Source organism: Polynucleobacter sp. AM-7D1 (assembly GCF_018688455.1).
Taxonomy (GTDB): domain Bacteria; phylum Pseudomonadota; class Gammaproteobacteria; order Burkholderiales; family Burkholderiaceae; genus Polynucleobacter.
The window spans coordinates 551,558-575,863 of record NZ_CP061319.1 but is presented as its reverse complement, the minus strand read 5'-3'; the positions used below and the strand labels follow the sequence as shown (position 1 = coordinate 575,863).

Annotated in this window: 22 protein-coding genes; 5 read left to right on the top strand and 17 right to left on the bottom strand. The window is 45.5% G+C overall.

Annotation, left to right across the window (positions count from 1 at the left end):
• Nucleotides 1-61: 61 nt before the first annotated feature.
• Nucleotides 62-688 (bottom strand): response regulator transcription factor, encoded by a 627-nt coding sequence (locus GQ359_RS03010; protein ID WP_215303025.1) that lies wholly within the window; start codon nt 686-688, stop codon nt 62-64.
• A 229-nt stretch (nt 689-917) separates the two neighbouring features.
• Here GQ359_RS03010 and ilvD point away from each other — a divergent pair, with 229 nt between their 5' ends.
• Complete coding sequence (gene ilvD / locus GQ359_RS03005; protein WP_215387462.1) at nt 918-2,609, top strand: dihydroxy-acid dehydratase; 1,692 nt, start codon at nt 918-920, stop codon at nt 2,607-2,609.
• Between the two features lie 81 nt (nt 2,610-2,690).
• Here the strand turns inward: ilvD and GQ359_RS03000 are convergent, their stop codons facing one another.
• The 14 genes from GQ359_RS03000 to GQ359_RS02935 form a co-directional block, all read right to left on the bottom strand.
• The gene (locus GQ359_RS03000; protein WP_215387460.1) at nt 2,691-3,179 is read right to left on the bottom strand and encodes a copper chaperone PCu(A)C; all 489 of its coding nucleotides are present in this window, start codon (nt 3,177-3,179) and stop codon (nt 2,691-2,693) included.
• Between the two features lie 22 nt (nt 3,180-3,201).
• Nucleotides 3,202-3,633: a DUF2244 domain-containing protein gene (locus GQ359_RS02995; protein ID WP_215387458.1), complete on the bottom strand. Its 432-nt coding sequence runs from the start codon at nt 3,631-3,633 to the stop codon at nt 3,202-3,204.
• A 35-nt stretch (nt 3,634-3,668) separates the two neighbouring features.
• A complete protein-coding gene (locus GQ359_RS02990) occupies nt 3,669-3,983 on the bottom strand; it encodes a hypothetical protein (protein ID WP_215387456.1) in 315 nt (104 codons plus the stop codon).
• Nucleotides 3,980-4,567 carry a hypothetical protein gene (locus tag GQ359_RS02985; protein ID WP_215387455.1) on the bottom strand — a complete coding sequence of 196 codons (588 nt, stop codon included), beginning with the start codon at nt 4,565-4,567 and terminating at the stop codon, nt 3,980-3,982. The genes GQ359_RS02990 and GQ359_RS02985 overlap by 4 nt, the downstream gene beginning before the upstream one ends.
• An 80-nt stretch (nt 4,568-4,647) precedes the next feature.
• Nucleotides 4,648-5,025, bottom strand: coding sequence for a DUF2946 family protein (locus GQ359_RS02980; RefSeq protein ID WP_215387453.1), 378 nt, complete (start codon nt 5,023-5,025; stop codon nt 4,648-4,650).
• Between the two features lie 25 nt (nt 5,026-5,050).
• On the bottom strand, nt 5,051-5,467 hold the full coding sequence (locus GQ359_RS02975; RefSeq protein WP_215387451.1) for a DsrE family protein: 417 nt from the start codon (nt 5,465-5,467) through the stop codon (nt 5,051-5,053).
• A gap of 98 nt (nt 5,468-5,565) precedes the next feature.
• Nucleotides 5,566-7,497, bottom strand: a complete 1,932-nt coding sequence (locus GQ359_RS02970; protein WP_215387449.1) for a TonB-dependent receptor — start codon at nt 7,495-7,497, stop codon at nt 5,566-5,568.
• 14 nt (nt 7,498-7,511) lie between these two features.
• Entirely contained in the window at nt 7,512-7,994 is a 483-nt protein-coding gene (locus tag GQ359_RS02965; protein WP_215387447.1) for a copper uptake system-associated protein, read from the bottom strand.
• A 75-nt stretch (nt 7,995-8,069) separates the two neighbouring features.
• Nucleotides 8,070-8,441: a DUF2946 family protein gene (locus tag GQ359_RS02960; RefSeq protein ID WP_215387445.1), complete on the bottom strand. Its 372-nt coding sequence runs from the start codon at nt 8,439-8,441 to the stop codon at nt 8,070-8,072.
• Between the two features lie 139 nt (nt 8,442-8,580).
• Nucleotides 8,581-10,080: a tripartite tricarboxylate transporter permease gene (locus GQ359_RS02955; RefSeq protein WP_215387437.1), complete on the bottom strand. Its 1,500-nt coding sequence runs from the start codon at nt 10,078-10,080 to the stop codon at nt 8,581-8,583.
• Between the two features lie 44 nt (nt 10,081-10,124).
• Nucleotides 10,125-10,652, bottom strand: coding sequence for a tripartite tricarboxylate transporter TctB family protein (locus tag GQ359_RS02950; protein WP_215387436.1), 528 nt, complete (start codon nt 10,650-10,652; stop codon nt 10,125-10,127).
• Nucleotides 10,653-10,771: 119 nt separating this feature from the next.
• The gene (locus tag GQ359_RS02945; RefSeq protein WP_215387872.1) at nt 10,772-11,770 is read right to left on the bottom strand and encodes a tripartite tricarboxylate transporter substrate binding protein; all 999 of its coding nucleotides are present in this window, start codon (nt 11,768-11,770) and stop codon (nt 10,772-10,774) included.
• A 188-nt stretch (nt 11,771-11,958) separates the two neighbouring features.
• Nucleotides 11,959-12,435 (bottom strand): DUF1854 domain-containing protein, encoded by a 477-nt coding sequence (locus GQ359_RS02940; RefSeq protein WP_215387435.1) that lies wholly within the window; start codon nt 12,433-12,435, stop codon nt 11,959-11,961.
• The gene (locus tag GQ359_RS02935) at nt 12,432-14,780 is read right to left on the bottom strand and encodes an ABC transporter ATP-binding protein (RefSeq protein ID WP_215387433.1); all 2,349 of its coding nucleotides are present in this window, start codon (nt 14,778-14,780) and stop codon (nt 12,432-12,434) included. The genes GQ359_RS02940 and GQ359_RS02935 overlap by 4 nt, the downstream gene beginning before the upstream one ends.
• Before the next feature lie 210 nt (nt 14,781-14,990).
• Here GQ359_RS02935 and cphA (GQ359_RS02930) point away from each other — a divergent pair, with 210 nt between their 5' ends.
• Nucleotides 14,991-17,183: a cyanophycin synthetase gene (cphA, locus tag GQ359_RS02930; protein ID WP_215387432.1), complete on the top strand. Its 2,193-nt coding sequence runs from the start codon at nt 14,991-14,993 to the stop codon at nt 17,181-17,183.
• Nucleotides 17,184-19,754, top strand: coding sequence for a cyanophycin synthetase (gene cphA / locus GQ359_RS02925; RefSeq protein WP_215387430.1), 2,571 nt, complete (start codon nt 17,184-17,186; stop codon nt 19,752-19,754). It begins immediately after the preceding gene.
• A gap of 98 nt (nt 19,755-19,852) precedes the next feature.
• On the opposite strand, the gene GQ359_RS02920 is transcribed toward cphA (GQ359_RS02925), so the two are convergent.
• Nucleotides 19,853-20,863 (bottom strand): class 1 fructose-bisphosphatase, encoded by a 1,011-nt coding sequence (locus tag GQ359_RS02920; protein WP_371822453.1) that lies wholly within the window; start codon nt 20,861-20,863, stop codon nt 19,853-19,855.
• A 195-nt stretch (nt 20,864-21,058) separates the two neighbouring features.
• Here GQ359_RS02920 and GQ359_RS02915 point away from each other — a divergent pair, with 195 nt between their 5' ends.
• Both GQ359_RS02915 and GQ359_RS10170 read left to right on the top strand, forming a co-directional pair.
• Nucleotides 21,059-21,268, top strand: coding sequence for a type II toxin-antitoxin system VapB family antitoxin (locus tag GQ359_RS02915; protein WP_215387429.1), 210 nt, complete (start codon nt 21,059-21,061; stop codon nt 21,266-21,268).
• A 155-nt stretch (nt 21,269-21,423) separates the two neighbouring features.
• On the top strand, nt 21,424-21,648 hold the full coding sequence (locus tag GQ359_RS10170) for a hypothetical protein (RefSeq protein ID WP_371822452.1): 225 nt from the start codon (nt 21,424-21,426) through the stop codon (nt 21,646-21,648).
• Between the two features lie 27 nt (nt 21,649-21,675).
• Here GQ359_RS10170 and pepN read toward each other — a convergent pair whose 3' ends face one another.
• Complete coding sequence (pepN, locus tag GQ359_RS02905) at nt 21,676-24,285, bottom strand: aminopeptidase N (protein WP_215387427.1); 2,610 nt, start codon at nt 24,283-24,285, stop codon at nt 21,676-21,678.
• Between the last annotated feature and the right edge of the window lie 21 nt (nt 24,286-24,306).

Below are 24,306 nucleotides of genomic sequence, written 5' to 3'. Positions count from 1 at the left end.
ACAAAATAAATCAATAAGAAATCATAGTCAGGAAACAAGCCTAGGGAAATTAGCCCAAGAGCTAGCTTTTTTGGAAATTTTCTAAATCAGATTCAAGATACTTTGCGACTAATACCTGAACTGATTCCACATTCATCTTATCCATCACTCTTGCCTTATGAACCTTGATGGTGGCATCAGTTGTCCCCAGTTTGACGGCAATATCCTTATTAAGCAATCCTTTAACTAACCAAAAGCAGACTTCCCTCTCTCTGGGTGTCAGTGTTGCATAGTCTTTCTTGGTTTCTACCTCTTTAGAAACGCGTTTTAGCTGGCGTCTATCAAACTCTAGGGCATCAGCAACGGCCTTCAATAAATCCTCCAAATTGAAGGGTTTAAAGAGGAAATCGACGGCGCCACGCTTCAGGCTTTTGACGATTTGATGAGGGTGGCTCTGGCCACTTACAAACACAATCGGGGTTTTACGACCCAGTTGGACCAATTTCTCCTGTAAATCTAGTCCAGTCATATCTGGCATTTGCATGTCGAGCAAGATGACTGCGGGCGCTACCGGCACTGAATGCTCCAAAAATGTCACTGCGGAGGAGAAATCTTCCACGATATACCCCACGTCTTTTAGCATTCGGCTCAGCGATGTGCGCATCGACTCATCGTCGTCAATTAGGTAGATGTGGCCAACTTTAGTCATTGAATTTGAAGGAAAAAGTAGTAGGTAAGGGCAATGTACCGCAGCTTTTTTTCTAAGGATATTAGCCCTCAAGCTAATTCTGAGCCTTAATCACCAAATACAATAGAACAATCTGCTTATTGGAAGCTATGAAACAGGGCAGGAATGCCTGCATAAACCCCTGCGTTCCACCTAGTCTCACGGCACAATAGAGCTTTTCGATAAATTCTTTTCTGGAGTCCATATCAGCATGAAACGCCTCAATGAACGCTCGCGCAATGTCACCGAAGGGGTTGCTCGTGCACCCAATCGCTCAATGTATTACGCGATGGGCTACCAAGAGAAGGATTTTGTTAAGCCGATGGTTGGCGTAGCAAATGGCCATTCGACAATCACCCCCTGCAACAGCGGTTTACAAAAGTTAGCAGATGCAGCAGTAACCGCGCTTGAAGAAGCTGGCGCAAAAGCACAAATGTTTGGCACCCCTACTGTGTCTGATGGTATCGGCATGGGTACCGAGGGTATGAAGTACTCTCTCATCTCCCGTGAGGTGATTGCTGACAGTATTGAAACTTGCGTTAATGGATTATGGCAAGACGGCGTTGTGGTTATTGGCGGTTGCGATAAGAACATGCCGGGCGGCATGATGGCGATGGCCCGCACCAATGTACCAAGTATTTACGTTTATGGCGGAACAATTAAGCCAGGTCACTTCAAAGGCAAGGATCTGAATATTGTCTCTGCATTTGAAGCCGTTGGTGAATTCACCTCAGGCCGCATGAGCGAAGAAGACCTGAAGGGTGTTGAACAACACGCCTGTCCAGGTAGTGGCTCTTGTGGTGGCATGTACACAGCAAACACCATGAGCTCCTCATTTGAAGCTTTAGGCATGAGCTTGCCTTACTCTTCCACGATGGCCAATGAAGATGCAGAGAAGGTTGCTAGTGCACATGAGTCAGCCGTTGTATTGGTTGAGGCCATTAAGAAAAACTTACGTCCTCGTGACATCATCACTAAAAAATCCATTGAGAATGCAGTGAGCGTGATCATGGCTGTTGGTGGATCTACCAATGCCGTTCTCCATTACCTAGCAATTACTAGTGCCGCCGAGATTGACTGGACTATTGATGACTTCGAGCGCATTCGTAAGCGTGTTCCTGTCATTGTGGATATGAAGCCTTCTGGTCAATATTTGGCAACCGATCTTCACCAAGCTGGTGGCATTCCCCAAGTCATGAAGATCTTGCTGGATGGCGGACTACTGCATGGTGATTGCATGACCATCACTGGCAAAACAATCGCTGAAACATTGAAAGATGTTCCCTCAGTTCCACGCGCCGATCAAAAGGTCATTCGTACTTTAGATAACCCACTGTACAAGCAAGGTCACTTAGCTATTTTGAAGGGCAACATCTCCCCAGAGGGTTGCGTTGCCAAGATTACCGGCCTCAAGAACCCATCCATTACCGGCCCTGCTCGTGTATTTGATTCTGAAGATGATGCAATGGCGGCAATCATGGCGCAAAAGATCAAAGACGGTGACGTCATGGTCATTCGCTATGAAGGCCCTAAAGGCGGCCCTGGTATGCGTGAAATGCTTGCCCCTACCTCTGCCCTCGTTGGTCAAGGTTTAGGTGAGACAGTCGGCCTTATTACTGACGGACGCTTCTCTGGCGGCACTTGGGGCATGGTGGTTGGTCACGTTGCTCCTGAGGCATTTGTGGGTGGCACTATCGCCCTCATCCAAGAAGGAGACTCTGTGACGATCGATGCCCATAAGCTACTCATTCAACTCAATGTGAGTGATGAAGAGATCGCCAAACGTCGTGCCGCTTGGGTGCAACCAAAACCACGCTATACGCGCGGCCTGCTGGCGAAATATGCCAGCTTAGCAAGTACCGCAAGTAAAGGCGCGGTGACCGATCTCGATTTAAAGATCTAAGTCAACCAAGCCAAACAAAAAGCCCCTAAGTAAAACTAGGGGCTTTTTTAATACCTAAGCTAGATACAACAAAAAGCATGCTTAGTGCTTCATTGCTCCGCCATGGCCACCGCCAGGATTACCCATTGCATTTACTGGCATCTTCACTTCTACTTCACCAGCTTTAGCAAACTTGAGTTTGACAGGAACGGTCTCACCAGCAGCCAAAGGTGCTTTGATGTTCATAAACATGAGATGTAAGCCGCCTGGCTTTAATTCCACTGCACCACCTGCTGGCACTGGTATATCTTTCACTTGGCGCATTTTCATGACATTGCCTTCCATGGCCATTTCATGCAACTGAACTTCACCTGATACTGGTGAGCTTGCAGAAATAAGTTGATCAGCAGCGCCTTTGTTTTCAATCTTCATAAAGCCGCCAGCTACTTGCTGACCAGGAACTGTTGCACGCGTATAAGCGTTTTCAATTTGCACGTTACCAACTTTAGCGTTTTGCGCTTGTGCAGTAGCAGCCAAACCAAAACCAACAGCAGCAATCAATAAAGCATTTAATAATGTATTGCGTTTCATTCGAACATCCTCCTAGTTAATCTTAAATCCCGAGATATCTCTCAAGTTCTTTTCCAAACTGCTCTCGCCCATTTGTGCCAACAAAAAAACCAATTGGCACCTCTTTAGCGGCAGTCTTCAAAACCAAATCTTTTCCTGTTGATTCGTTATAAACCAACTTAGTCCAAATGGTGTTGAACTCATGCTGTTGAATCTTGCCACCCCAACTTCTTTCTAATAAGAGCTGCTTACCGACAATCGTAATCTTTTCGTAATCCAATGCATGTCTTGTATAAACATATAAAGCAATCGTGACCGCCAGAATCTCAATAGAGGTAAAGATGAGAATTATCCAGGCCCCAATCAAATAGAAATAGCCTGCCACTAAAAGAGAAAAGGTCACAATAGATATGTAGAAACCTCCCACCTGCTTAGGGGAAAAGGAGCAATTTCTTTTCATCAACCAAGTTTGCATTCTGCTACTTTAACTCCAACACAAATAAAAAATATTCATTTAGCCGGCCTATCTGATTCTATCAAGGGGTAAGCATCTGCAACATAAGCTGGGCCCTTTGAGAGCATCACAATAATGGCTGCAATAGCCAAGGTCAGGACCATGACTAGAAAGAAGATCTCCGTAGCAATCACCAAGATATCAATGATTCTTTCCGCTTTAGCTGACAACAATAATCTTGCTAGCAAGCTAGGCAGTGCAATTGCTAGACCACCCATTACCGTAAATTGGGGTAACTGATGCAAAACCTTACGCTCCAGACCTGGCTCATAGGTCTGATAGCCCGGCAACTTCCTTAGCCACCCACTCATGCTGCCAGCCTATCGTAATAACTATTGGCACTACCACGAACAAAGATATCTCTTTTACCAGCCAACTCTGACTTCAGGGTATCGAGCCTCTCATCAATCATGGCATATACAGGTCGCAAAGATTTAGCCTGTTCAGATAAGAGGCTGCTGAGCTCCCTCTTGGAAAAAACACTCATACCAGCAGTACCCATTAAGGCAAAAATCCCGGTACCTAGCTGACGCTTGTATTTTTCAATGTCGTTAATCTTTTTATACAAAATAGCAAGGTCTTTTAAATAGCTTCTACCAATCTTCTTGGGAACATAACCCAAGTAGCGATCGTCAAAACCCTGAATCAAGGCGTCATCTGAAGATAAGTCTTTAGGAAGCTTAACCAGAAATGCCCTTCTAGAAGAATGATTAATCCAAATGTATCGGATCAGCTCTACACAGGAGTAGCGATCGATAGGCTTACGGGATGGAAAATGATTGTCGCAATAATGCCCCTCGAGCAAATTACTCGGCAGCAAGATCTCTTGCGATACTTTAGAAATAATCTGTTTTGCTGTGGCCCCGCTTTCAGGGCGCTCAATAATGGCGTACATCTAAACCTCCACATTCTTTCTTAAATCAAGGGCAAACATTCTTGCCAAACGACATGACAAAGTCATGCCAACAAAGTGATTTAAAGCTCGGTAGGAGGTGCTCTAGAGGGAAGTTTGACCCATGCAGAGAGGATCTGAGGGGCTTGATAAGAGCTTAATGATTGAGCTATATAGCCTTGTGGGGCTACAAACTCAAATGCAATGATGCTAGGTAATAAATAGATTGGCTGGACTACGCAGTATGGGCAGTGACTACCCATAGCAGGTGATGAAGAAGTCTCATCATCACCGATGACCTGAGTCATCTTGTTGCCATTGCTAGAACAAATCTCAACTACAAATCCTTGGCCACTATTAGCCAAAGATAAAGCCTGTGAAACAGCAGGCGCAAGCGCACTCAGCAAGATAGCCAAAGCGGCTATCCAGTGAACGAACTTGCGGTGCTTAATAAAATGCATCACTAATAGTACTAAAAATACTGGATTACCAAGTCATTGTCTTGGTGTTGTCTTTAAATAAAGCCTCACCAGTTACTTTAGCGCCACCCATTTTGATGCCGGGCAATAAATCTGCTTCAGTAAAACCGTAGTGCTTTAAGCACAATGGGCACATAATAACCACTCCACCTTTAGCAATAATCTCAGCCAACATCTTCTGCTGATCTGGATACTTGGCTGCACCAGATTTCACGCCAAGGTATACACCTTTATCGCTTAAGAAAACGCTTAATGGATGACCCACTGCATTCATATGCGAGCCAAAGTTAAATGCCATCGTTGCACGATGCGGCTCATCACTTGTTAGGCTGACAAACAAGGGATCATTTGCACCAGCAAAAACTGATAACGACAAAGTGGCTAATACTGCGAGTACTGCAGATTTCAAAGTCTTAATAAACATTTCACATTCCTATTTAAATTCAACGGCTAATTTTGCCAATAAATACAAGTGGCAGCTTGATCTAAATCAAATAATATCGCCACCACAAAATCACTAAATTAGTTAAAGCTTGCAGACAATCCAATCGAACCCCATGTGCCTGGCATTGGGTATCCTTGGCGATAGCTGTACTGTTGGTTAAAGATGTTTTCAACCATTACAAAAACTTCACCCTTTTTACCTAGCTCTGGGATTGGGTATGAAACGCGGGCGTTTGCAACGGTGAAACCATTAACCTGAGTTGTGTTAGTTGATCCAGTATTTCTGCTTAAACTCTGCGAATAAAAGGAAGATTGATACTGCGCATCAACAGACAACCGGAATTGTCCAAGATAACCAGTAACTGCGGCATTGAATGCATTTTGCGGTACATACGGCAAATTCATAACGCTGTTGTTATTTAAATATGTCCATCCACCGAAGATAGTCAACTCTGGAATGATTTCTCTTTGGGCTGAGAGCTCAACACCCTGCATGGTGTATTGGCCATAACTAACCCAAGATGCATTTGGGTAATTTTCAGTAAAGGTATACCGATTTTTAACCGTGTCTTGGAAGAGGCTTGTATCAACCCTAGTTTTCTTATCGATCATGAATTTCCCACCAACTTCCATATGACTCATTTCTTCGGCGGATAAACTTTTCCAGGACTGGTTAAAGTTTGCAGCCATAGATGCTTGTAATGCTGGGCCTTCCATCCCGGGATAGTTAATACCCTGTGAGGCGTTAAAGAAAATTGTTGCGACATCAGAAACTAGGGAAATTCCTCCATAAGGAGCAGTTTTTGAAGCGTATTGATTGTTTTGGTAGTTACGCACACCTGCAGACGGAATTAATGACCACTTTTCGTTAAGCATAATATTTTGACTTAAGCCCATATATGGGGAAGTTAATTTATATGTCGGCAAAGTTGTTTTGGTAGTTGTACCCAGACCACCGCCCCAAGCCAATGGCGTACTAGTTACGCTACCTGACGAGGAATCATAGTCGAGACCAAGTAATAAATTTCCTCCTTGCCAAGTTGTAATTGACTCCTTCCAGCGCAAGCCCTGCATTGAGAAATTGTTGTAATTATTACCCCAACCGCCTGTTTGCATATCATTATTCAAATTTCCATTTCCAGTGTTTGAATAAATACGAAACTCACCTTCAACTGCATCGTAATTGTGTTTTGCAAAAGCCGTCACCATTTGGGCGCCACTATCATATGTCGGTGCAATGGCTGGGGCAGCTAGAGTATTGTTTCCAGGATCCTTAGCGGTGTTGTTGATAGCCATTCCGCTGATGCCGACCTTCCAGTTTTGATCGATCTTAAATCCAGCAGAACCCATAATGTTGGCCAACTGCCCACTACCATTTGCCCTTGCGCCATTGGATTTAGAAAATCCTTGTGCTAGTGAGAAATCAACGTCATTACTGCGACCGGCCAAATCCACCTGCTCAATGACAGTGTTGTAAGAACCATAGGAAACTCGTGCATTACCGGATACGCCGTTGCTCGGCCCAGCAGTCTTTGTATTTAGGTTAATAGAAGCAAAGTTATTTCCATTAATTTGAGGCTGTGGGCTCTTGTAAATGGTGATATCTTTCATGCCATTAACTGGCAACAAATCCAATAGTGCATGCCCCCAAATTGGCATGTACATTGGTACGTTATCAATGTAAGTCTTAATCTCGCTACCCGGGCGACTTAAACCCATGCCGCGAATAAATACTGATCCCCCCTGATCACCGCCAAAAGATCCCACCGGGTTGTAACGAGTAATTTGAGTTCCTGGCGTATTACGCAAAGCTGAAGATAAATCTGCAGCATGCAAGTCGCGAATCGTTTCGTCAGTGATAACGGCAGAGGTGCTTGAGAATTTGTCAATTTCAACTTCAGCGATATCTGGTTTAGCTGTAACAATTACATTTGGCAAGCTTTGCGCATAAACATTTCCAGCCACGATGAGTGAAGCGGCAAGTGCTAATTTTGTTTTATATGGTTTCATTTTTTAACCTCGAATTAATGTTTTGAATCAGATCCATGCTGCATGCCGTGACGCATAGTCACGACACCATCAAACGAATCTAGTTGTTTAATTTTTTGTGGGGATAGCGATGATTCTGCGGTCTTAAGTTTTGCTGTAATGTTGTTGGCAATCCCTTTGGAAATGCCGGCCGCTGCAATAGCACTTGAATCTTTGAATCCAGCACCACCACAAGCAATGATTTCCCAATCAGCATGCTTTCTTCTGAGAAGAGCCCGACCACCTTTTTGACCTTGAGTCCAATCTGCAATCGCAACCTTGCCCTCAATAACGATCGGGGTGGTTTGGACCTTCAGATCAGGTTGGTCAAACGTCTTAGAGATCAATGCTTTGATCTTCTCCTGAGATTCTGCCTCGGTCTGGGGATGAGCAATAGCATTTGAAACAATGCATATGACTGCAAATATGAATAATGAGATCTGCCTAAAAGAAGGCCAATTCATTTGAATTGAAAACATGACTACTCCACACGATATGACGACAACCTAATGCTTGATTGCCAACTACATAGCAAGGCTATGCCCTAAAAAGAATTAGGCTTGTGTAGGAGGTGCTGCTGAGGGAGGGGTTACCCAAACAGCGAGTGGCTTGGGTGATTGATAGAAAAGCTGTGGCAGCAAAGCAAGTGTTTGCGGCGCCTGGAATGTGAGATTGGTATTGAATGCTGGAGTGATAGCTGTGTGAGCGATGCAATATGGGCAAGGCTGAGCTTCTGCGAGATCCGCTTGATCTTCACTTTGAATATTGATCTGGGATTTAGTGCCATCTGCAGCACAAATCTCCATAGCAAAACCTTGACCATGCTTAGCTAGCGATACCGCTTGAGAAACTGCTGGCGCAAGCGCACTCATTGCTATTGCTAGAGCAGCAATCCAGTGAATGAGGCGGTTTTTGCGGAAATTCATGATGGTGAGATTTTATCGGAGTTTTTCAAGATAAGTTGCCTCCCGTATAGGTGTATTAGCTAGGCGGAGTCTGAACCTTGTTTTTCCAATAGGAAAAGGGGCTTGCGCCCCCTTTTCTTTACTCATTTAACTCTTTAGCTTACGCTGCAGCAGCTTTCTTCTTGCCGATGAACTTGCCAATTAATGGCCAGAACAGCAATACCAAAGCTAATGTGCTGATCGCACCTACCAAGTAGTTGGAGAAGAATACCTCCAAGCTACCTTGTGAAATCAACATCGACTGACGGAATGAATCTTCCGCACGGTCACCCAATACCAAGGCCAAGACCATTGGTGCCATTGGGTAGTCGAGTTTCTTGAAGATGTAACCCAGAACACCGAAGCCCATCATCAACCAAACGTCAAACGTTGCGTTATGGACGGTGTATGCACCAACTGCACAAATCACAATAATGACTGGAGCAATGATTGAGAATGGAATTCTCAAGATTGAGGCAAACAATGGAACGCAAGTCAACACTACAAACAAGCCTGCCAAGTTACCCAAGTACATACTAGCGATCAAACCCCAAACAAAGTCTGGCTTCTCAACGAAGAGTAATGGGCCTGGTTGTAAGCCCCAGATCAATAAACCGCCAAGCAATACAGCAGCTGTTGGTGATCCTGGGATACCTAATGACAACATTGGCAACAAGGCAGCTGTACCAGCAGCATGCGCAGCTGTTTCAGGAGCAACAATACCCTCCATTGCACCTTTGCCGAATCTATCACCATCTTTAGATACACGCTTAGCAACACCGTAAGCCATGAATGATGCTGGAGTTGCGCCACCTGGAGTGATACCCATCCAGCAACCAATTAAGCAGCTGCGGATCGTGGTAGCCCAGTATTTTGGTAACTTCGCCCAAGTTTCGAATACCACCTGGCGACGAATCTTCGCAGCAGCACCTTGGAACTTGAGACCCTCTTCCATTGACTGAAGAATCTCACCGATACCAAACAAACCGATCACAGCGATCAAGAAGTCAAAGCCACGCATCAGCTCATGATTACCGAATGTCAGACGTAACTGACCTGTAACAGTATCCATACCTACAGCAGCTAAGGCAAAGCCCAACATCATTGCAGAGATAGTCTTAAATGGTGATCCCTTGTTCATACCCACGAAACTACAGAAGGTAAGCAGGTATACCGAGAAGAATTCCGGCGGGCCGAATTGCAGTGCAAACTTAGCAACCAAAGGCGCCAAGAAGGTAATCATCACAATCGCAAAGAACGCACCAACGAATGATGATGTGAACGCTGCTGTTAAGGCCTCACCAGCTTTACCTTCACGAGCCATTGGATAACCATCAAAGGTTGTCGCAACAGACCAAGGTTCACCGGGAATATTAAACAGAATAGATGTAATCGCACCACCAAACAATGCACCCCAGTAAATACAGGAGAGCATGATGATTGCGGATGTTGGCGGCATTGTGAAAGTCAATGGCAACAGAATTGCAATTCCGTTGGCACCGCCCAAACCTGGTAGCACACCAATAATCACACCGAGAGTTACACCAACCAGCATTAATAGCAGGTTAAAGGGTGTCATTGCAACGGCAAAGCCGTTGAATAGAGCGCTAATTTCTTCCAACTTGTACTCCTTTTTTTCTAATCTTTTTTAATAGTTATTATTTTTTAATTCAGACCCAAAAACTCGAGTGGGTTGATCAATGAGCCATGTGGTAGTGGCACTTGGAACCAGTACTCGAACATCAGGTAAAGCGCTATGCTCACACCTAAGGCAACTGCTACTGCCTTCCACGCTGCATACTTGCCAAGCCAGATCATGAAGACTGCGATATAGGCGAAAGCAGAAACATAAATACCGATCAACTGCACACCCAAAATAAATACCAGGGCCGGCAACAAAACTGCTAACACTTGCTTGAAAGGCTCTTTTTCAACAAAGGATTCTGTTTCCTTTTTTCTATCAACAATAGCTGCTTGATAGAGAGTTACTGAGCTAGAAAGAAGGATGATCAAGCTGATGTAAAAAGGGAAATAGCCTGCCTCCGGGCCATCACTACCCCAACTAGCACCCAATTTGATGCTACCAATCATCACTACCAGGCCTACTGCAATAAACCCTAAAGCCGTGATGATGTCCATCGCACGGACACTGATTACTGAATCTTCATTTGAATTATTTGTATGTTCAGACATTTGCTTCGTTCACTAAATAATGGTTGATTTATTACTGCTTCGCTTTTTAATAATTATTTTTTGCGTATGCATTCAAAAAAATAGGGCCTCCTCACAGAGGCCCTATTAATTTATTGCAATTACTTGGCCAAGAAACCAGCCTCAGCCATTAACTGCTTGTGCAATGCTTCATTCAAAGTTAACCAGTTGTTAAATTCTTTACCAGTCATGAATGTTTGATTGAATGCACCGTCAGCCATGAACTTCTTCCACTCGGGTGTCTCGCGTACTTTTTTGAACACATTGATATAGTAATCAACTTGCTCTTGAGTTACGCCTGGGGCCATAAAGATACCGCGCAACATCACGTAATCTGTAGGCACGCCCACTTCTTTACAGGTTGGAACGTCGTTCCAAGACTGAGTTGGAGTGATCTTCTCTTTGTATGGCATACGTGTGTCATCAAATACGCACTGAGCACGTAACTTGCCGGCACGCCATTGAGCTACAGCTTCAATTGGGTTGTTCACAGAAGAATCAATGTGATTTCCAACTAACTGAACAGCAACGTCACCACCCCCCTTGAAAGGGATATAGGTGAACTTAGTACCAGTTGCCTTCTCAAGAGCTACGGTAATGATTTGGTCTTCTGACTTAGAGCCTGTACCACCCATCTTGAATTTACCTGGGCCAGCTGCTTTAGCGGCATCAATATATTCTTTTGGTGTTTTGTAAGGCTTATCAGTGTTGGTCCACAGAACGAATTGGTCTAGGGCCAACATCGCTACCGGAGTGATGTCTTTCCAGTTAAATGGAACGCCAGTTGCTAATGGAGTTGTAAACAAGTTAGACAAAGTAATAACGATCTTATTTGGATCGCCTTTTGCCTCTTTCATTGCCAAGAAGCCTTCAGCTCCTGCACCAGCACCCTTGTTTACAGGAATCACTGCCTGCTTCATCAAGTTATTTTTAGTAATGATGCCTTGGATCATACGAGCCATTTGGTCAGCACCACCGCCAGGACCGGCAGGAATAATGAACTCAACTGGCTTGGTTGGTTCCCAAGCAGCAAAAGCAGGTGAAACACCAGCAGCACCGAGGGCTAATGCGGTGGAAATCAATGCCCCTTTCAACTTCATCTTCATGAACGCTCCTCCAAAAAATTTTTGAATACCAATATTACTTTGGCTTCTCTTTGTTGTGTGATCATTTTTGATTGATCTGGACGCAGATCTCTTGATTGGCATCAACAATATTTAAATCGATACCTAGGGCTTTCACTAATTGAATTAGTAGTAACCCTAGTATGGATTTCTCAGCAAAAAACCTATCTGAACCGATCTAAAAGCTTCTTGCTGACTTTATCGAGCTGAGTGGAGTCTGGGATCAAGAACTGCAGGCCATTAGAGTCAGCTATTAGCAGTGTATTTCCGGCAATACGGCGAATGTCTTCCTCGCCCTTCAGACGAATTCTGGTGGGGCCTCGGTCAGTTTCGATATCCCAAAGACTTGGAGTGGCAAAAGTGGATACCTTGGTGATCTTTTTAATCACGGGCATAAATTCGCGAGCTGCCAATTCTTCCTGAATCAGGGCTAACTCACCTTTTGGAATGCTCTTAGCATCATCAAACCAGCACAACTCTTTGCCGGACTGGTCCATGATGGAGATTCCGGCCTCTGGCTGTGTAATCGGAAATGCCCTTACTGGAAAGACGCCAATATGCTCGATACCATCAGCATCGGTAAATACCAGGCGCCCAAGGGCATCGCGATCTAGGGTGTGTGATTTTTGATGATGACTCATACACCTCCCCCAGTTTCCTTGGCAATAACTTGAAGACGCTCTTCATCTCTTGTGTTTTGACTCTCGTCAATGCTCTCACCAATAGCACCACCCTCAACCAATTCTGCAGCGTGCCGGAGTTGCGCCTGATACAAGGCGTAATACGCTCCCTGTGCATCCATCAATTGTTCGTGTGAGCCAATCTCCACAATCTCCCCCTTATCCAGCACAACCAAGCGGTCTGCTTTTCGAAGAGTAGAAAGGCGGTGGGCAATCGCAATCGTCGTGCGACCTTTCACCAGATTATCCAAGGCGCGCTGAATTTCTTTTTCAGTTGTGGTGTCTACCGATGAAGTTGCTTCATCCAAGATCAAAATACTTGGATTAATTAAGAGCGCACGTGCAATGGAGATACGTTGACGCTCTCCACCAGAAAGAGATTGGCCGCGCTCACCCACCAAGGAGTCGTAACCCAACGGTAAGCGCAAAATAAATTCATGCGCATGTGCAGCGCGCGCTGCTTCAATAATTTCTTCGCGTGTTGCATCCGGCTTTCCGTACGCAATATTTTCCGCAATCGTGCCAAAGAATAAGAATGGCTCTTGCAGAACCAAACCAATGCGCTTGCGATAGTCTGCAATTCCGATGCTACGGATGTCGCGCCCGTCTAATGTGATGGCGCCTGAACTCACATCATAAAAGCGGCAAATCAAATTCACTAGCGTACTCTTACCTGAGCCGCTATGCCCCACTAAACCGATCATTTCTCCAGGGGCAATATCCAAATCAATCCCTTTAGAAACGGCTCGGTTACCGTAGCGGAAACCCACGCCCCGTAAGGAGATTTGACCCTTCACTTGCCCCAATGGCGCTGGATTGATTGGCTCGGGAACACTAGAAATATGATCCAAGATATCAAAAATACGTTTGGCACCAGCAGCAGCTTTTTGGGTATGCGAAACAATACGGCTCATGGAATCTAATCGAATGTAAAAGCGTCCGATATAGGCCAAGAAAGCAATCAACACACCTACCGTCACTTTTTGATGAGCCACCTGCCAAATACCAAAACCCCAGACCACCAAGAGGCCAGTTTCAGTTAATAGCGTAACTGTTGGCGAGAACAAACCCCATACTCGATTAACGCGATCATTAATTTGCAAGTTGTGTTTATTCGAATCTACAAAACGTTTGAGCTCGCGTTCTTCTTGAGCAAAAGCCTTGACAACCCGAATGCCTGGAATCGTATCCGCCAAAATATTAGTCACTTCAGACCAAATGCGATCAATCTTTTCAAAACCAAAACGCAGCTTGTCTCGAACCACATGAATCATCCACACGATAAATGGCAATGGTGCGAGAGTTACTAATGCCAGCAAGGGATCAATCGAAACTAAAATTGCCGCCGTCATGGTGATCATGATCACATCGGTCGCAAAGTCCAAAGCGTACAAAGATAAAAATACGCAAATGCGATCTGTCTCTGCGCCAATACGCGCAATCAAGTCACCAGTTCTTTTGCCGCCAAAATACTCTAAAGACAATTTCAGCAAATGCTCAAAAGTGGTATTGCGCAAATCTGCCCCGATACGTTCACTCACCAATGCAAGTAAGTATGTTTTCCACCAACCCAAACCCCAGGCGACGATCGCGGCAACAAATAAAGCAATGAGATATTTGCTGGCTAAATTGAAGTCAATCGGGTTACCTTTTTCATATGGAATCAATACGTGATCCATTAAAGGCATCGTCAAATAAGGCGGGATCAAAGTAGCGCCGGTTGAGAGCAAAGTCAGAACAAAGCCCAATAAAAGCTCTTTTTTATAGGGGCGAGCAAAACGCCACAGCTTAAACAGGGTCAAGGTAGATGGCGGAGCATCCTCTTCTGGATCACAGGTGGGGCAAGCTTCTGAATTGGCAGGCTTCGGACTCAAACAAACTGGGCAAACCTGTTTATCGTATTCAGAAGCCTCAGACTCTTTGCCGACCTGGGCGCCTCCCATGCACTGCTTATAGGCACTCTGAAGACGCAATATTTGCGGATTAACAGCCAAAGTAAAGCGCCAAAGCTTCTGTAAAGAGACCTCAGACTCTAATTTCAGATAACCCACTCCAGCATGATCACCCTGGTGAAGATGGGCTCCAGAGCTAATCGGCCAAAATTCTGAGTGAGTGCCATCCGTCCAAAATAGCCCTGACGGGATCAAGCAAAGTAGGCTTTTTTCAAAGCGCATAGCATCGTCAAGATCCAGCTCAACCCACGCCAGTATGGAATCCAGCCCTTTTACCGGGGACTGATCGGCCTCTAATGCAGCAACCCATTGAATGGGCACAGAGGGTACGGATGGGGAAATGTCTGGCTTCATTAGTCCTAAAAGTATAGTGGAGCTAGGTTTCTAAGATTTAATGATGCTGTCAACTTTCAAAGGTAGAAAGCCGTTAAATTATCGAAATAGTCTTTTTTATGTATTTTTGCTAATTTTGTGGATTTTGAACAATTACTAAAACCAGAGAGATAGTCTGAGACATCCCCGCCCTCACCTTCTGATGCGGCGCTGAGTTTCCCCATTCCACACATGCCCCAATTACTAGATAAAACCATTGAAATCCTGAGCCACCGACATCTGCGTGGCCCCAATATGTGGAGCTACAACCCTGCGCTTGAGGTTTTGATCGACATTGGTGACCTGGAAGACTATCCGTCTGACTTAATTCCCGGCTTCTACGATCGTCTCTCTAAGTGTCTTCCAAGCTTACATGAGCATCGCTGCAGTTATGGGGAACCCGGTGGTTTCTTAAAACGTGTTGAAGAGGGCACTTGGCCTGGGCACATTCTCGAGCATCTCACTATCGAGCTTCAAAACCTAGCTGGAATAGCTGGTGGTTTTGGTAGAGCGCGTGATGGTGGTCGCCGAGGCGTTTACAAAGTCATTGTGAGTGCCACTGAAGAAGCGGTGACATTGCAAGCATTTAAGTTTGCGCGTGACCTCCTCCTCACCCTCATTCAAGATAATGGTGATGCCATTGCCCAACGAGAGCAGATCATTGAAGAGCTTCGTGATTTAAGTGACGATCTTTGTCTTGGTCCTAGTACAGCTTGCATTGTCAACGCTGCTACTGTCCGAGAAATTCCCTACATCAGACTATCTAGCGGCAACTTAGTTCAACTCGGATATGGCTCCAAGCAACGACGTATTTGGACAGCAGAAACTGATCAAACTAGCGCCATCGCAGAAACTATTTCGCGCGATAAAGATCTGACTAAGAGCTTGCTCGCAAGCGCGGGGGTTCCAATCCCTGAAGGTAGAGTTGTCACAAGTCCTGATGATGCTTGGGAAGCCGCACAAGATATTGGCTTACCAGTAGTGGTGAAGCCAATTGATGGCAACCATGGCCGTGGCGTATTTATCAACCTCTATACCCAACAAGAAATTGAAGCAGCCTACGCTGTAGCAATCAATGAAGGTAGCGAGGTTTTAGTTGAGCGCCACATCATTGGCGATGAACATCGCTTGTTAGTAGTCGGCAATAAAGTAGTGGCAGCCGCGAAAGGTGAAACAGTTTGGATCACCGGTGATGGCAAGCATACTGTGCTTGAACTTATTCAAATTCAGATTAATTCTGATCCACGACGTGGCACGACCGAAGAGTGCCCTCTCAACCCAGTTCGGATCGATTCTGCAGTTGAGCTAGAGCTGGCTCGCCAAAAACTAACTGGTGACAGTATTCCGGCGGTTGATCAAAAAGTATTGATTCAAAGTAATGGCAATGTGGCATTTGATGTGACTGATTTAGTTCACCCTGAAGTAGCCCACCAAGTAGCTTTGGCTGCACGCGTTGTAGGACTTGAAATTGCGGGAATTGACCTCGTTGCACAAGATATTAGTAAGCCACTAGAGTCGCAGAACGCGGCTATTGTTGAAGTGAATGCAGGTCCAGGCTTATTGATGCACTTAAAACCTGCCAGTGGCACTCCACAACCTGTTGGCGAAGAAATTGCAAATCATCTCTTTCCTCCAGGATACGATTTCAGAATTCCAATCGTTGGTATTAGCGGTAATTCCGGAAGAACTATCGTCGCTGAAATGGTTGCCCACTTTATTAGATTGACTAATGTGCATGTCGGGCTCTCTACCAATCTTGGCCTGTATTTTGGCAACCGATTGATTAAAAAAACCTCTTCTTCCCATTGGGAAAATGCACGACGCACTCTTCAAAATAGAGCGATTGAAGTTGCCGTCCTTGAGAATGACAATGCATCCTTATTGCTAGAGGGTCTCGCATATGATCAATGCCAGGTTGGGGTCGTCCTCAATATTGATCCACTCAAACTCTTTCCTGAACATAACATCAGCGAAGAAGATCAATTATTTAATGTAGTGCGTACCCAGGTTGATGTCGTATTACCCGCTGGCACCAGCGTATTAAATGCAGATGATCCAATGATTGTCAAAATGGCTGAGCTCAGTAAAGGTGAAGTCATGTACTTCTCTCAAGAGCCAAACTCTCCTGTAGTCACTGCTCACCAAGAAAAAGATGGTCGCTCAATTATTGTGAGCCCGTCTGTAATTACACTCAAGCAAGGCAAGCTAGACAAGTTGGTGATTCCAATTCCTCCAGCAGTGAAGGAGTCATCCCTTGAATGGGCGCCACACTTAAGCCTTGCAGCTGCTATTGGTGCGGCCTGGGCTTTGGATATTCCTTTCAACGTTATCGAAGCTGGAGTTGAAACATTTGTTTCTAGCTCCAATATTCCAGCAGGGGTTTAATTGGAAATCACCCGTATTCGCATGTTACGCGGCCCAAATTTATGGAGCCGCCATACCGCCCTAGAGGCTATTGTCTCTTGCGATGAAACAGAGCGCTCAATCGATTCTATTCCCCATTTTGAAATCAAGATTCGCGAACGCTTTCCCCAATTGGGCAATATGCGTCGTGGCGGCCACAATGAAATTCTCTCTCTGGCACATGCCTTAGAGCATGCTGCTTTAGGACTTCAATCTCAAGCGGGTTGCCCAGTCACTTTTAGCCGCACAGTACAAACAGTTGATGTCGGCGTCTATCAAGTCGTCGTGGAATACACAGAAGAAGTTGTTGGACGCATGGCTTTTGACTTTGCTTTTGGGCTTATTCAAGCAACCTTGAGTGATGTACCTTTTGATCTAGCTGCGGCCCTCTCAGAATTAGAAGCTTTGTATGAAGATGTTCGCCTAGGACCTAGCACTGGCTCTATCGTCGATGCTGCCGTACAAAGAAATATTCCCTACCGCCGCATGACTGAGGGCAGCATGGTGCAGTTTGGCTGGGGTAGTAAACAAAAACGCATTCAGGCAGCAGAGACTAGTGATACCAGTGCGATTGCAGAAGCGATTGCACAAGATAAAGAGCTCACCAAAAACTTATTGGCAGCTGCAGGGGTTTCTGTTCCTACTGGTGAAGTCGTTACTACTGCGGATGATGCATGGCGCGCTGCTCAAAAAATTGGTGGCCCCATTGTTCTGAAACCTAAAGATGGCAATCAAGGCAAAGGTGTTGTTGCCAATATCCAAACTGAAGCAGAGGTACGTGCTGGCTTTATAGTCACCCAAGCTTTTGGACGTCAAACCATTGTCGAGCGTTATCTCCCTGGAGCTGACTACCGCTTGCTGGTGGTGGGTAATCGCCTCTCTGCTGCAGCGCGCCGAGAGCCAGCTCAAGTGGTTGGTGACGGCAAACATACCGTCTCTGAGTTAGTTGATCTAGAGAACAAAAATCCATTGCGTGGTGATGGTCATGCAACTGCATTAACCAAGATTCGTTTTGATGACATCGCGCTTGCGCATCTAGCCAGCAATGGCCTAAGCCCGCAATACATCCCCAAGACGGGTGAGCGCGTTTTACTGCGCAATAACGCTAACCTCAGCACCGGCGGCACTGCCACTGATGTGACTGATGATGTGCACCCTGATGTAGCGGCGAGTGCAATTGCAGCAGCTCAAATGATTGGCTTAGATATTGCGGGTGTTGATATTTTGTGTGAGGCGATTTACAAACCTCTAGAGCCTCAGGGTGGTGGAATCGTTGAAGTCAACGCAGCACCCGGCTTACGTATGCACCTCAAGCCTTCTTATGGCAAGGGTCGCGCTGTTGGCGAAGACATTATCAACATGATGTACCCACTAGGTGAGGATGGACGCATTCCAGTGGTAGCCGTTACAGGTACCAATGGGAAAACCACCACCGTACGCCTCATATCTCATTTGCTCAATGAGACCGGTTTGCGAGTGGGTATGACCACCACGGATGGCGTATACATTAACCATCGCTTAATTGATTCTGGTGATTGCAGCGGCCCTAAGAGCGCTCGCAATGTCCTGATGCATCCTGATGTTGATGCTGCCGTGCTCGAAACTGCCCGAGGTGGTTTGCTGCGCGAGGGTCTTGGCTTTGACCGTTGTGAAGTAGCTGTTGTGACCAATATTGGTGAAGGTGATCACCTAGGACTGAACTACATCACTAGCGTAGAGGATTTAGCGATCCTGAAGCGGGTCATTGTTCAGAACGTTGCCCCTACTGGCGCCGCAGTGCTCAATGCAACAGATCCCATCGTAGCCAGAATGGGTGATTTCTGCACTGGTCGAGTGATCTTCTTTTCTCAAAATCCACATCATCCCGTCATTGCAGCCCATCGAGCGAAGAATAAAAAAGTAATTTATTTTGATGGCACTCACATCATCTGCTCTAAAGGAGAACGCGTACTTTTCCGCTACCCAGTCAGTGAGATTCCATTCACACAAAATGGTGTACTGGGCTTCCAGATTGAAAATGCGATGGCATCTATTGGTGCAGCCTGGGCCCTAGGTTTAGACGCAGAAAAAGTGGCTTGCGGCCTCCATTCCTTTGAGAGTTCAGCTAATGCAGTACCTGGACGCTTTAATCAATTCCAGCATAAGGGCGCCACTGTGATTGCTGACTATGGTCATAATCCAGATGCCATGCGTGCACTAGCCAGCGCTATCGAGGCCATGAAACCCAAAAAGAGTCATGTGGTGATCAGTGGTGCCGGCGATCGTCGGGATGAAGATATTCGTGACCTGACTCGCATTCTTGGTAATAGCTTTGACAATGTCATTCTTTATCAAGATCAGTGTCAACGTGGTCGCGAAGATGGTGAAGTCTTAAAGCTTTTGCAAGAAGGTTTAGTAGGCACCAAGAAAGCTAAACAAGTTAAAGAGATTACCGGTGAATTCCTCGCCATTGATACCGCACTCAATGATTTATCTGCTGGTGATATCTGCCTGATCCTCATTGATCAAGTAGAAGAATCTCTAGCCTACCTTAAAGAGAAAGTTCAGCCTTAATCAAGACTTCCTTTTGTAGCCCTAACAAAAAGCCCAATCAGCGATTGGGCTTTTTAATTGATCACCTAATAGATCAACTTCAGGGTTTTGGTAGTTGCTTATGCCTGAGAGTGATAGTGCTGGAGACGCTCAATTTCTTCCTTAGAACCCAACATAACAGAAACGCGCTCATGCAGTTCAGTGGGCACCATATCCATGATGAGTTGCTCGCCATTAGTCGATGCACCACCAGCCTGTTCCACTAAGAAGCTCATCGGATTTGCTTCATACATCAGGCGTAACTTGCCTGGCTTGTGGGGTTCACGTTGGTCCCATGGGTACATAAAGATGCCACCACGCGATAAAACACGATGCACATCGGCAACCATGGATGCAATCCAGCGCATATTGAAATCTTTATCACGCTCACCACTAACACCAGCCAAGCACTCATCAACGTAGCGACGCACAGGCTCAGCCCAGTGGCGCATATTAGACATATTGATTGCAAACTCTTTAGTGGAATGCGCAATCTCCACCGCATGTTTAATTAAGACAAATTCTCCGGTCACCTTATTCAAGGTAAACATCACTACGCCATCGCCCAGAGTTAATGCCATAGTAGTTTGCGGTCCGTAGACAACGTAACCCGCAGCCACTTGGTGACGACCTGACAATAAAAAATCCTCCGTCTGCAATGGCGATGCAGGATCTTGCTTTTTCAGCACCGAGAAAATGGTTCCGATAGAGACATTGACATCAATATTAGAGGAGCCATCTAGCGGATCAAACAACAATAAGTAGTCGCCAGTTCCTTGAACTGGAAGCGGCAACTCCATCTCCTCAGAAGCGAGACCGGCTAAAGATTTGCAACCCTGTACGCCGTCGATCAATAAGTCATTGGCAATGACATCCAACTTTTGCTGAACTTCACCCTGAACATTACCAGTACCAGCAGATCCCAATAAGCCAATTAAAGCGCCTTGTGCTACTTCATGACTCAAGGTTGAGCAAGTATCGGCAACGGCCAATAACAACTCTTGTAGGCCCGCGGGAATGTCTACACCCTTAACCTTGGCGGACGATAGATATTGCTTGAAATTGATATTAAAAGTACTTGAAGTGCTCAAAAGGAATTTCTCCGTAGATACTGTCTAAACGACATTTTTCACATAGGGTCTATTTTGCCCTGTTCAGTCGCCACATTCTCAAATGCGCTCTTCAGGGCGCACCTCTACAGATGATTTATCCCAAAAAAACAGTTATTTCCTCTATATTGATGATTATTTTGATGTTAATATGCATCAAAAATGATGAGGAAAACCATGAGAACAACCGTAACAATTGATGATGCGCTTTACCAGCGAGGCTTAGAGCTTGCAGATCCAGAAATGGATAAGGCTGACCTTTTCCGCGAAGCAATGAATGTATTTGTCAGAGTTCAAATCGGTAAACGGTTGGCCGCACTGGGCGGAAAGGCACCTGAAATGAAGAACATCCCCCGACGCAAACCAAAGGACAGTCAGCAATCATGACAATGGTTCTAGCCGATACCTCAGTTTGGATCTCACACTTCAGGAAAAGTAATCCATCACTACAGTCCCTACTAGTTAATGACCAAATCCTTTGTCACCCATTAGTCCTCTTAGAGCTTAGTTGCGGATCCCCCCCAGCCCCAAAACTAACAACTTTGAGCCAACTAAAAAGTTTGCGACAAGCGACGATAGCAACAACAGAGGAGACGATAGATTTTATTGAAAAAAATAAGTTCTACGATTTAGGTTGCGGGGCTGTTGATATTTCACTACTTGCCTCCACCCTATTATCGAAAAATGCACTACTCTGGACATTCGATAAAAATCTAGAAGCCTTAGCCACCCAACTCGATGTTGCTTTCAAAGAAAATTTTCACTGAAACAAAAAATATTAAATCTAGGGAAGATTAATTTCCTAAAGCCTTAGAAACCACCTCTTTCACATCTGGAGAGAGGGTTTCGCAAGCATCAACCTTCTTCAAGGCTGTCAGCATATGGTCTTGGTAAGACTTGGCAAAATGGCGCCAACGATCTAGACCCCTTGCTAAACGAGCGGCAACCTGCGGGTTAATTGGATCCAGAGCAAGAACAGATTCCGCCCAAAATGCATATCCACTACCATCGGTTTGATGAAAGCTGGCGGGGTTATTCATACAAAATGCATGAATAACGCTGCGCACTCGATTGGGGTTATTCATCTTGAAAGCTTCGTGCTCACGTAAACGCTTAACCACATCCAAGGTAGATTCATTATTAACGACTGGGGGTCTGCTGGATTGCAGTGCAAACCACTTATCAATCACTAAAGCATCATCAGCAAAGCGGCTATAAAAATCTTCTAGGCAAGCTGCTGCAGATTTACTTCCATGAATCACCAAACCAGCTAGAGCTGCATATCGGTCAGTCATGTTGTCAGCATTCTGATACTGATTGACTGCCATGGGTGACCAGATTAGTGGATCCGCTTCGAGCAACATGCTGAGCGCAAGATTCTTTAATGCACGCTTACCAGCACTTGCTGCATCAGGGTTAAATGGTCCTGGAGTCTGCATCTGCTGGTAGAGGGCGGCCCACTCAATTCTCAGCTCACTGGCAATGGCATGGCGGAAAGCACGACGGGCAGCATAAATCTGCTGAGGATCAACGCTTGCACACTGCTCATACAAATAGGTCTCAGCAGGTAAAGTCAGAGCCAACTCTTTGAATGCAGGATCTAAGTCCGGATCAGTCAAGAGGGTACGATAAGCCTCAATCAGAGCTTTATCAGGCAAGCGATTGCCTAAGATCATCTGCATGGCGAGCTTCTGGCCAGCCTCCCAACGATTAAAGGCATCGTCATCACTTGAGAACATCGTCAGTAAATCAGCTTCACTCTGATCAAAATCTAATTGAATCGGCGCTGAGAAATTACGATTGATTGATAGCACTGGATGACCTGCTATTTGGTCAAAAGTCCAAGTTTGCTGCTCTTGAGTCAGCTCTAACAAAGTCTCTACCTGATCATCTGCAGGCGTGAGTAAGCGCATCTTCAATGGAATATGAAATGGTTTGCTATCTTTGCGTTCAATATTGGCTGAAGGGCTTTGCGTCAAGGTAATTTGATATTGCTTTTTATCAGCATCGTAGGATTCCTCTACTTTGACTCTAGGGGTGCCTGCTTGGCTGTACCAGTTTTTAAACTGGGAGAGGTCTCGCCCATTAGCATCTGCCATAGCAGCCAAGAAATCATCGCATGTCACCGCTTGTCCATCATGACGCTTAAAGTAAAGATCCATACCTTTACGGAAACCCTCAAGACCTAGCAAGGTTTGGTACATGCGCACTACTTCAGCGCCCTTCTCATACACAGTCACGGTATAGAAGTTATTAATCTCTTGATATTCATCTGGACGAATGGGGTGCGCCATCGGACCCGCATCCTCCGGGAATTGAAGTTGACGCAACAAGCGCACGTCTTCAATACGCTTAACCGCCCTACCGGACTCACTACCCATTTGATCAGCGGAGAACTCCTGATCACGGAATACGGTCAAACCTTCTTTAAGAGAAAGTTGAAACCAATCTCGACAAGTAACTCGATTACCAGTCCAGTTATGGAAGTACTCATGAGCTACTACGCTTTCAATATTGGCAAAGTCGGCATCTGTTGCTGTCTCTGGCTGAGCGAGTACAAATTTGGTATTGAAAACATTGAGACCCTTGTTCTCCATTGCACCCATATTGAAATCGCTTACCGCCACAATCATAAAGCGCTCAAGATCGAGCTCAAGGCCGTAACGTTTTTCATCCCAATGAATCGAAGCAATTAAAGAATCCATTGCATGACGAGTCTTTTTCAGGTCATGTGGCTCAACCCAAATTTGCAGTAACTTCTGAGCGCCACTGCTGGTGGTGATAGTTTCCTCAATGCATTCCAACTTGCCAGCAACTAAGGCAAACAAGTAAGACGGTTTTGGAAATGGGTCCTCCCAAACAGCGCTATGCCATCCATTCGTCAATTTTTCCGTACTAATGAGATTACCGTTTGATAACAGTACCGGGCACTCCGCTTCACGTGCACGCAGTGTGACGCGATAGCGCGCCATGACGTCTGGTCTATCAAGAAAATATGTAATCTTTCTGAATCCCTCTGCTTCGCACTGGGTAAAGAAATTGCCATTAGAGACATACAGACCCATCAGCGAGGTATTTTTCTCAGGCACGCAGACACAAATGATTTCAACAATGAAAGCTTGCTTACCTTCATTGGGCAATGCATGAATAGTTAATGTTTCTGGTGTCAGTTCAAATTGACGATGAGCTTCACCATTAATACGCAAACTCACAAACTCCAGCTCATGGCCCTGCAGTAGCAAAGGCGTGCCAGCCTCATGAGCAGAACCTGGCAAGACCTCTAGGCGACTCTTCACAATTGTCCTGGCGGGATCCAGAGCAATGTCTAACTCAACCTGTGAAAAGGTGTAATTGGGAGCGCAGTATTCGAGCCTACGGAAGCTCTGTGGCAGATCAGTTTTCATGGGGTAATTTTAAGCCCCGTA

Bases quoted from the DNA above. Each gene is read 5' to 3' on its own strand.
- GQ359_RS02940 (WP_215387435.1), bottom strand. From the start codon at position 12,435: ATGAGTCATCATCAAAAATCACACACCCTAGATCGCGATGCCCTTGGG.
- pepN (WP_215387427.1), bottom strand. From the start codon at position 24,285: ATGAAAACTGATCTGCCACAGAGCTTCCGTAGGCTCGAATACTGCGCT.
- GQ359_RS02945 (WP_215387872.1), bottom strand. From the start codon at position 11,770: ATGAAGTTGAAAGGGGCATTGATTTCCACCGCATTAGCCCTCGGTGCT.
- GQ359_RS02985 (WP_215387455.1), bottom strand. From the start codon at position 4,567: ATGTACGCCATTATTGAGCGCCCTGAAAGCGGGGCCACAGCAAAACAG.
- GQ359_RS02970 (WP_215387449.1), bottom strand. From the start codon at position 7,497: ATGAAACCATATAAAACAAAATTAGCACTTGCCGCTTCACTCATCGTG.
- cphA (WP_215387432.1), top strand. From the start codon at position 14,991: ATGCCCCAATTACTAGATAAAACCATTGAAATCCTGAGCCACCGACAT.
- GQ359_RS03000 (WP_215387460.1), bottom strand. From the start codon at position 3,179: ATGAAACGCAATACATTATTAAATGCTTTATTGATTGCTGCTGTTGGT.
- GQ359_RS02990 (WP_215387456.1), bottom strand. From the start codon at position 3,983: ATGAGTGGGTGGCTAAGGAAGTTGCCGGGCTATCAGACCTATGAGCCA.
- ilvD (WP_215387462.1), top strand. From the start codon at position 918: ATGAAACGCCTCAATGAACGCTCGCGCAATGTCACCGAAGGGGTTGCT.
- GQ359_RS02995 (WP_215387458.1), bottom strand. From the start codon at position 3,633: ATGCAAACTTGGTTGATGAAAAGAAATTGCTCCTTTTCCCCTAAGCAG.
- GQ359_RS02975 (WP_215387451.1), bottom strand. From the start codon at position 5,467: ATGTTTATTAAGACTTTGAAATCTGCAGTACTCGCAGTATTAGCCACT.
- GQ359_RS02915 (WP_215387429.1), top strand. From the start codon at position 21,059: ATGAGAACAACCGTAACAATTGATGATGCGCTTTACCAGCGAGGCTTA.
- GQ359_RS02935 (WP_215387433.1), bottom strand. From the start codon at position 14,780: ATGAAGCCAGACATTTCCCCATCCGTACCCTCTGTGCCCATTCAATGG.
- GQ359_RS02965 (WP_215387447.1), bottom strand. From the start codon at position 7,994: ATGTTTTCAATTCAAATGAATTGGCCTTCTTTTAGGCAGATCTCATTA.
- GQ359_RS02950 (WP_215387436.1), bottom strand. From the start codon at position 10,652: ATGTCTGAACATACAAATAATTCAAATGAAGATTCAGTAATCAGTGTC.
- GQ359_RS02980 (WP_215387453.1), bottom strand. From the start codon at position 5,025: ATGCATTTTATTAAGCACCGCAAGTTCGTTCACTGGATAGCCGCTTTG.
- GQ359_RS02960 (WP_215387445.1), bottom strand. From the start codon at position 8,441: ATGAATTTCCGCAAAAACCGCCTCATTCACTGGATTGCTGCTCTAGCA.
- GQ359_RS03010 (WP_215303025.1), bottom strand. From the start codon at position 688: ATGACTAAAGTTGGCCACATCTACCTAATTGACGACGATGAGTCGATG.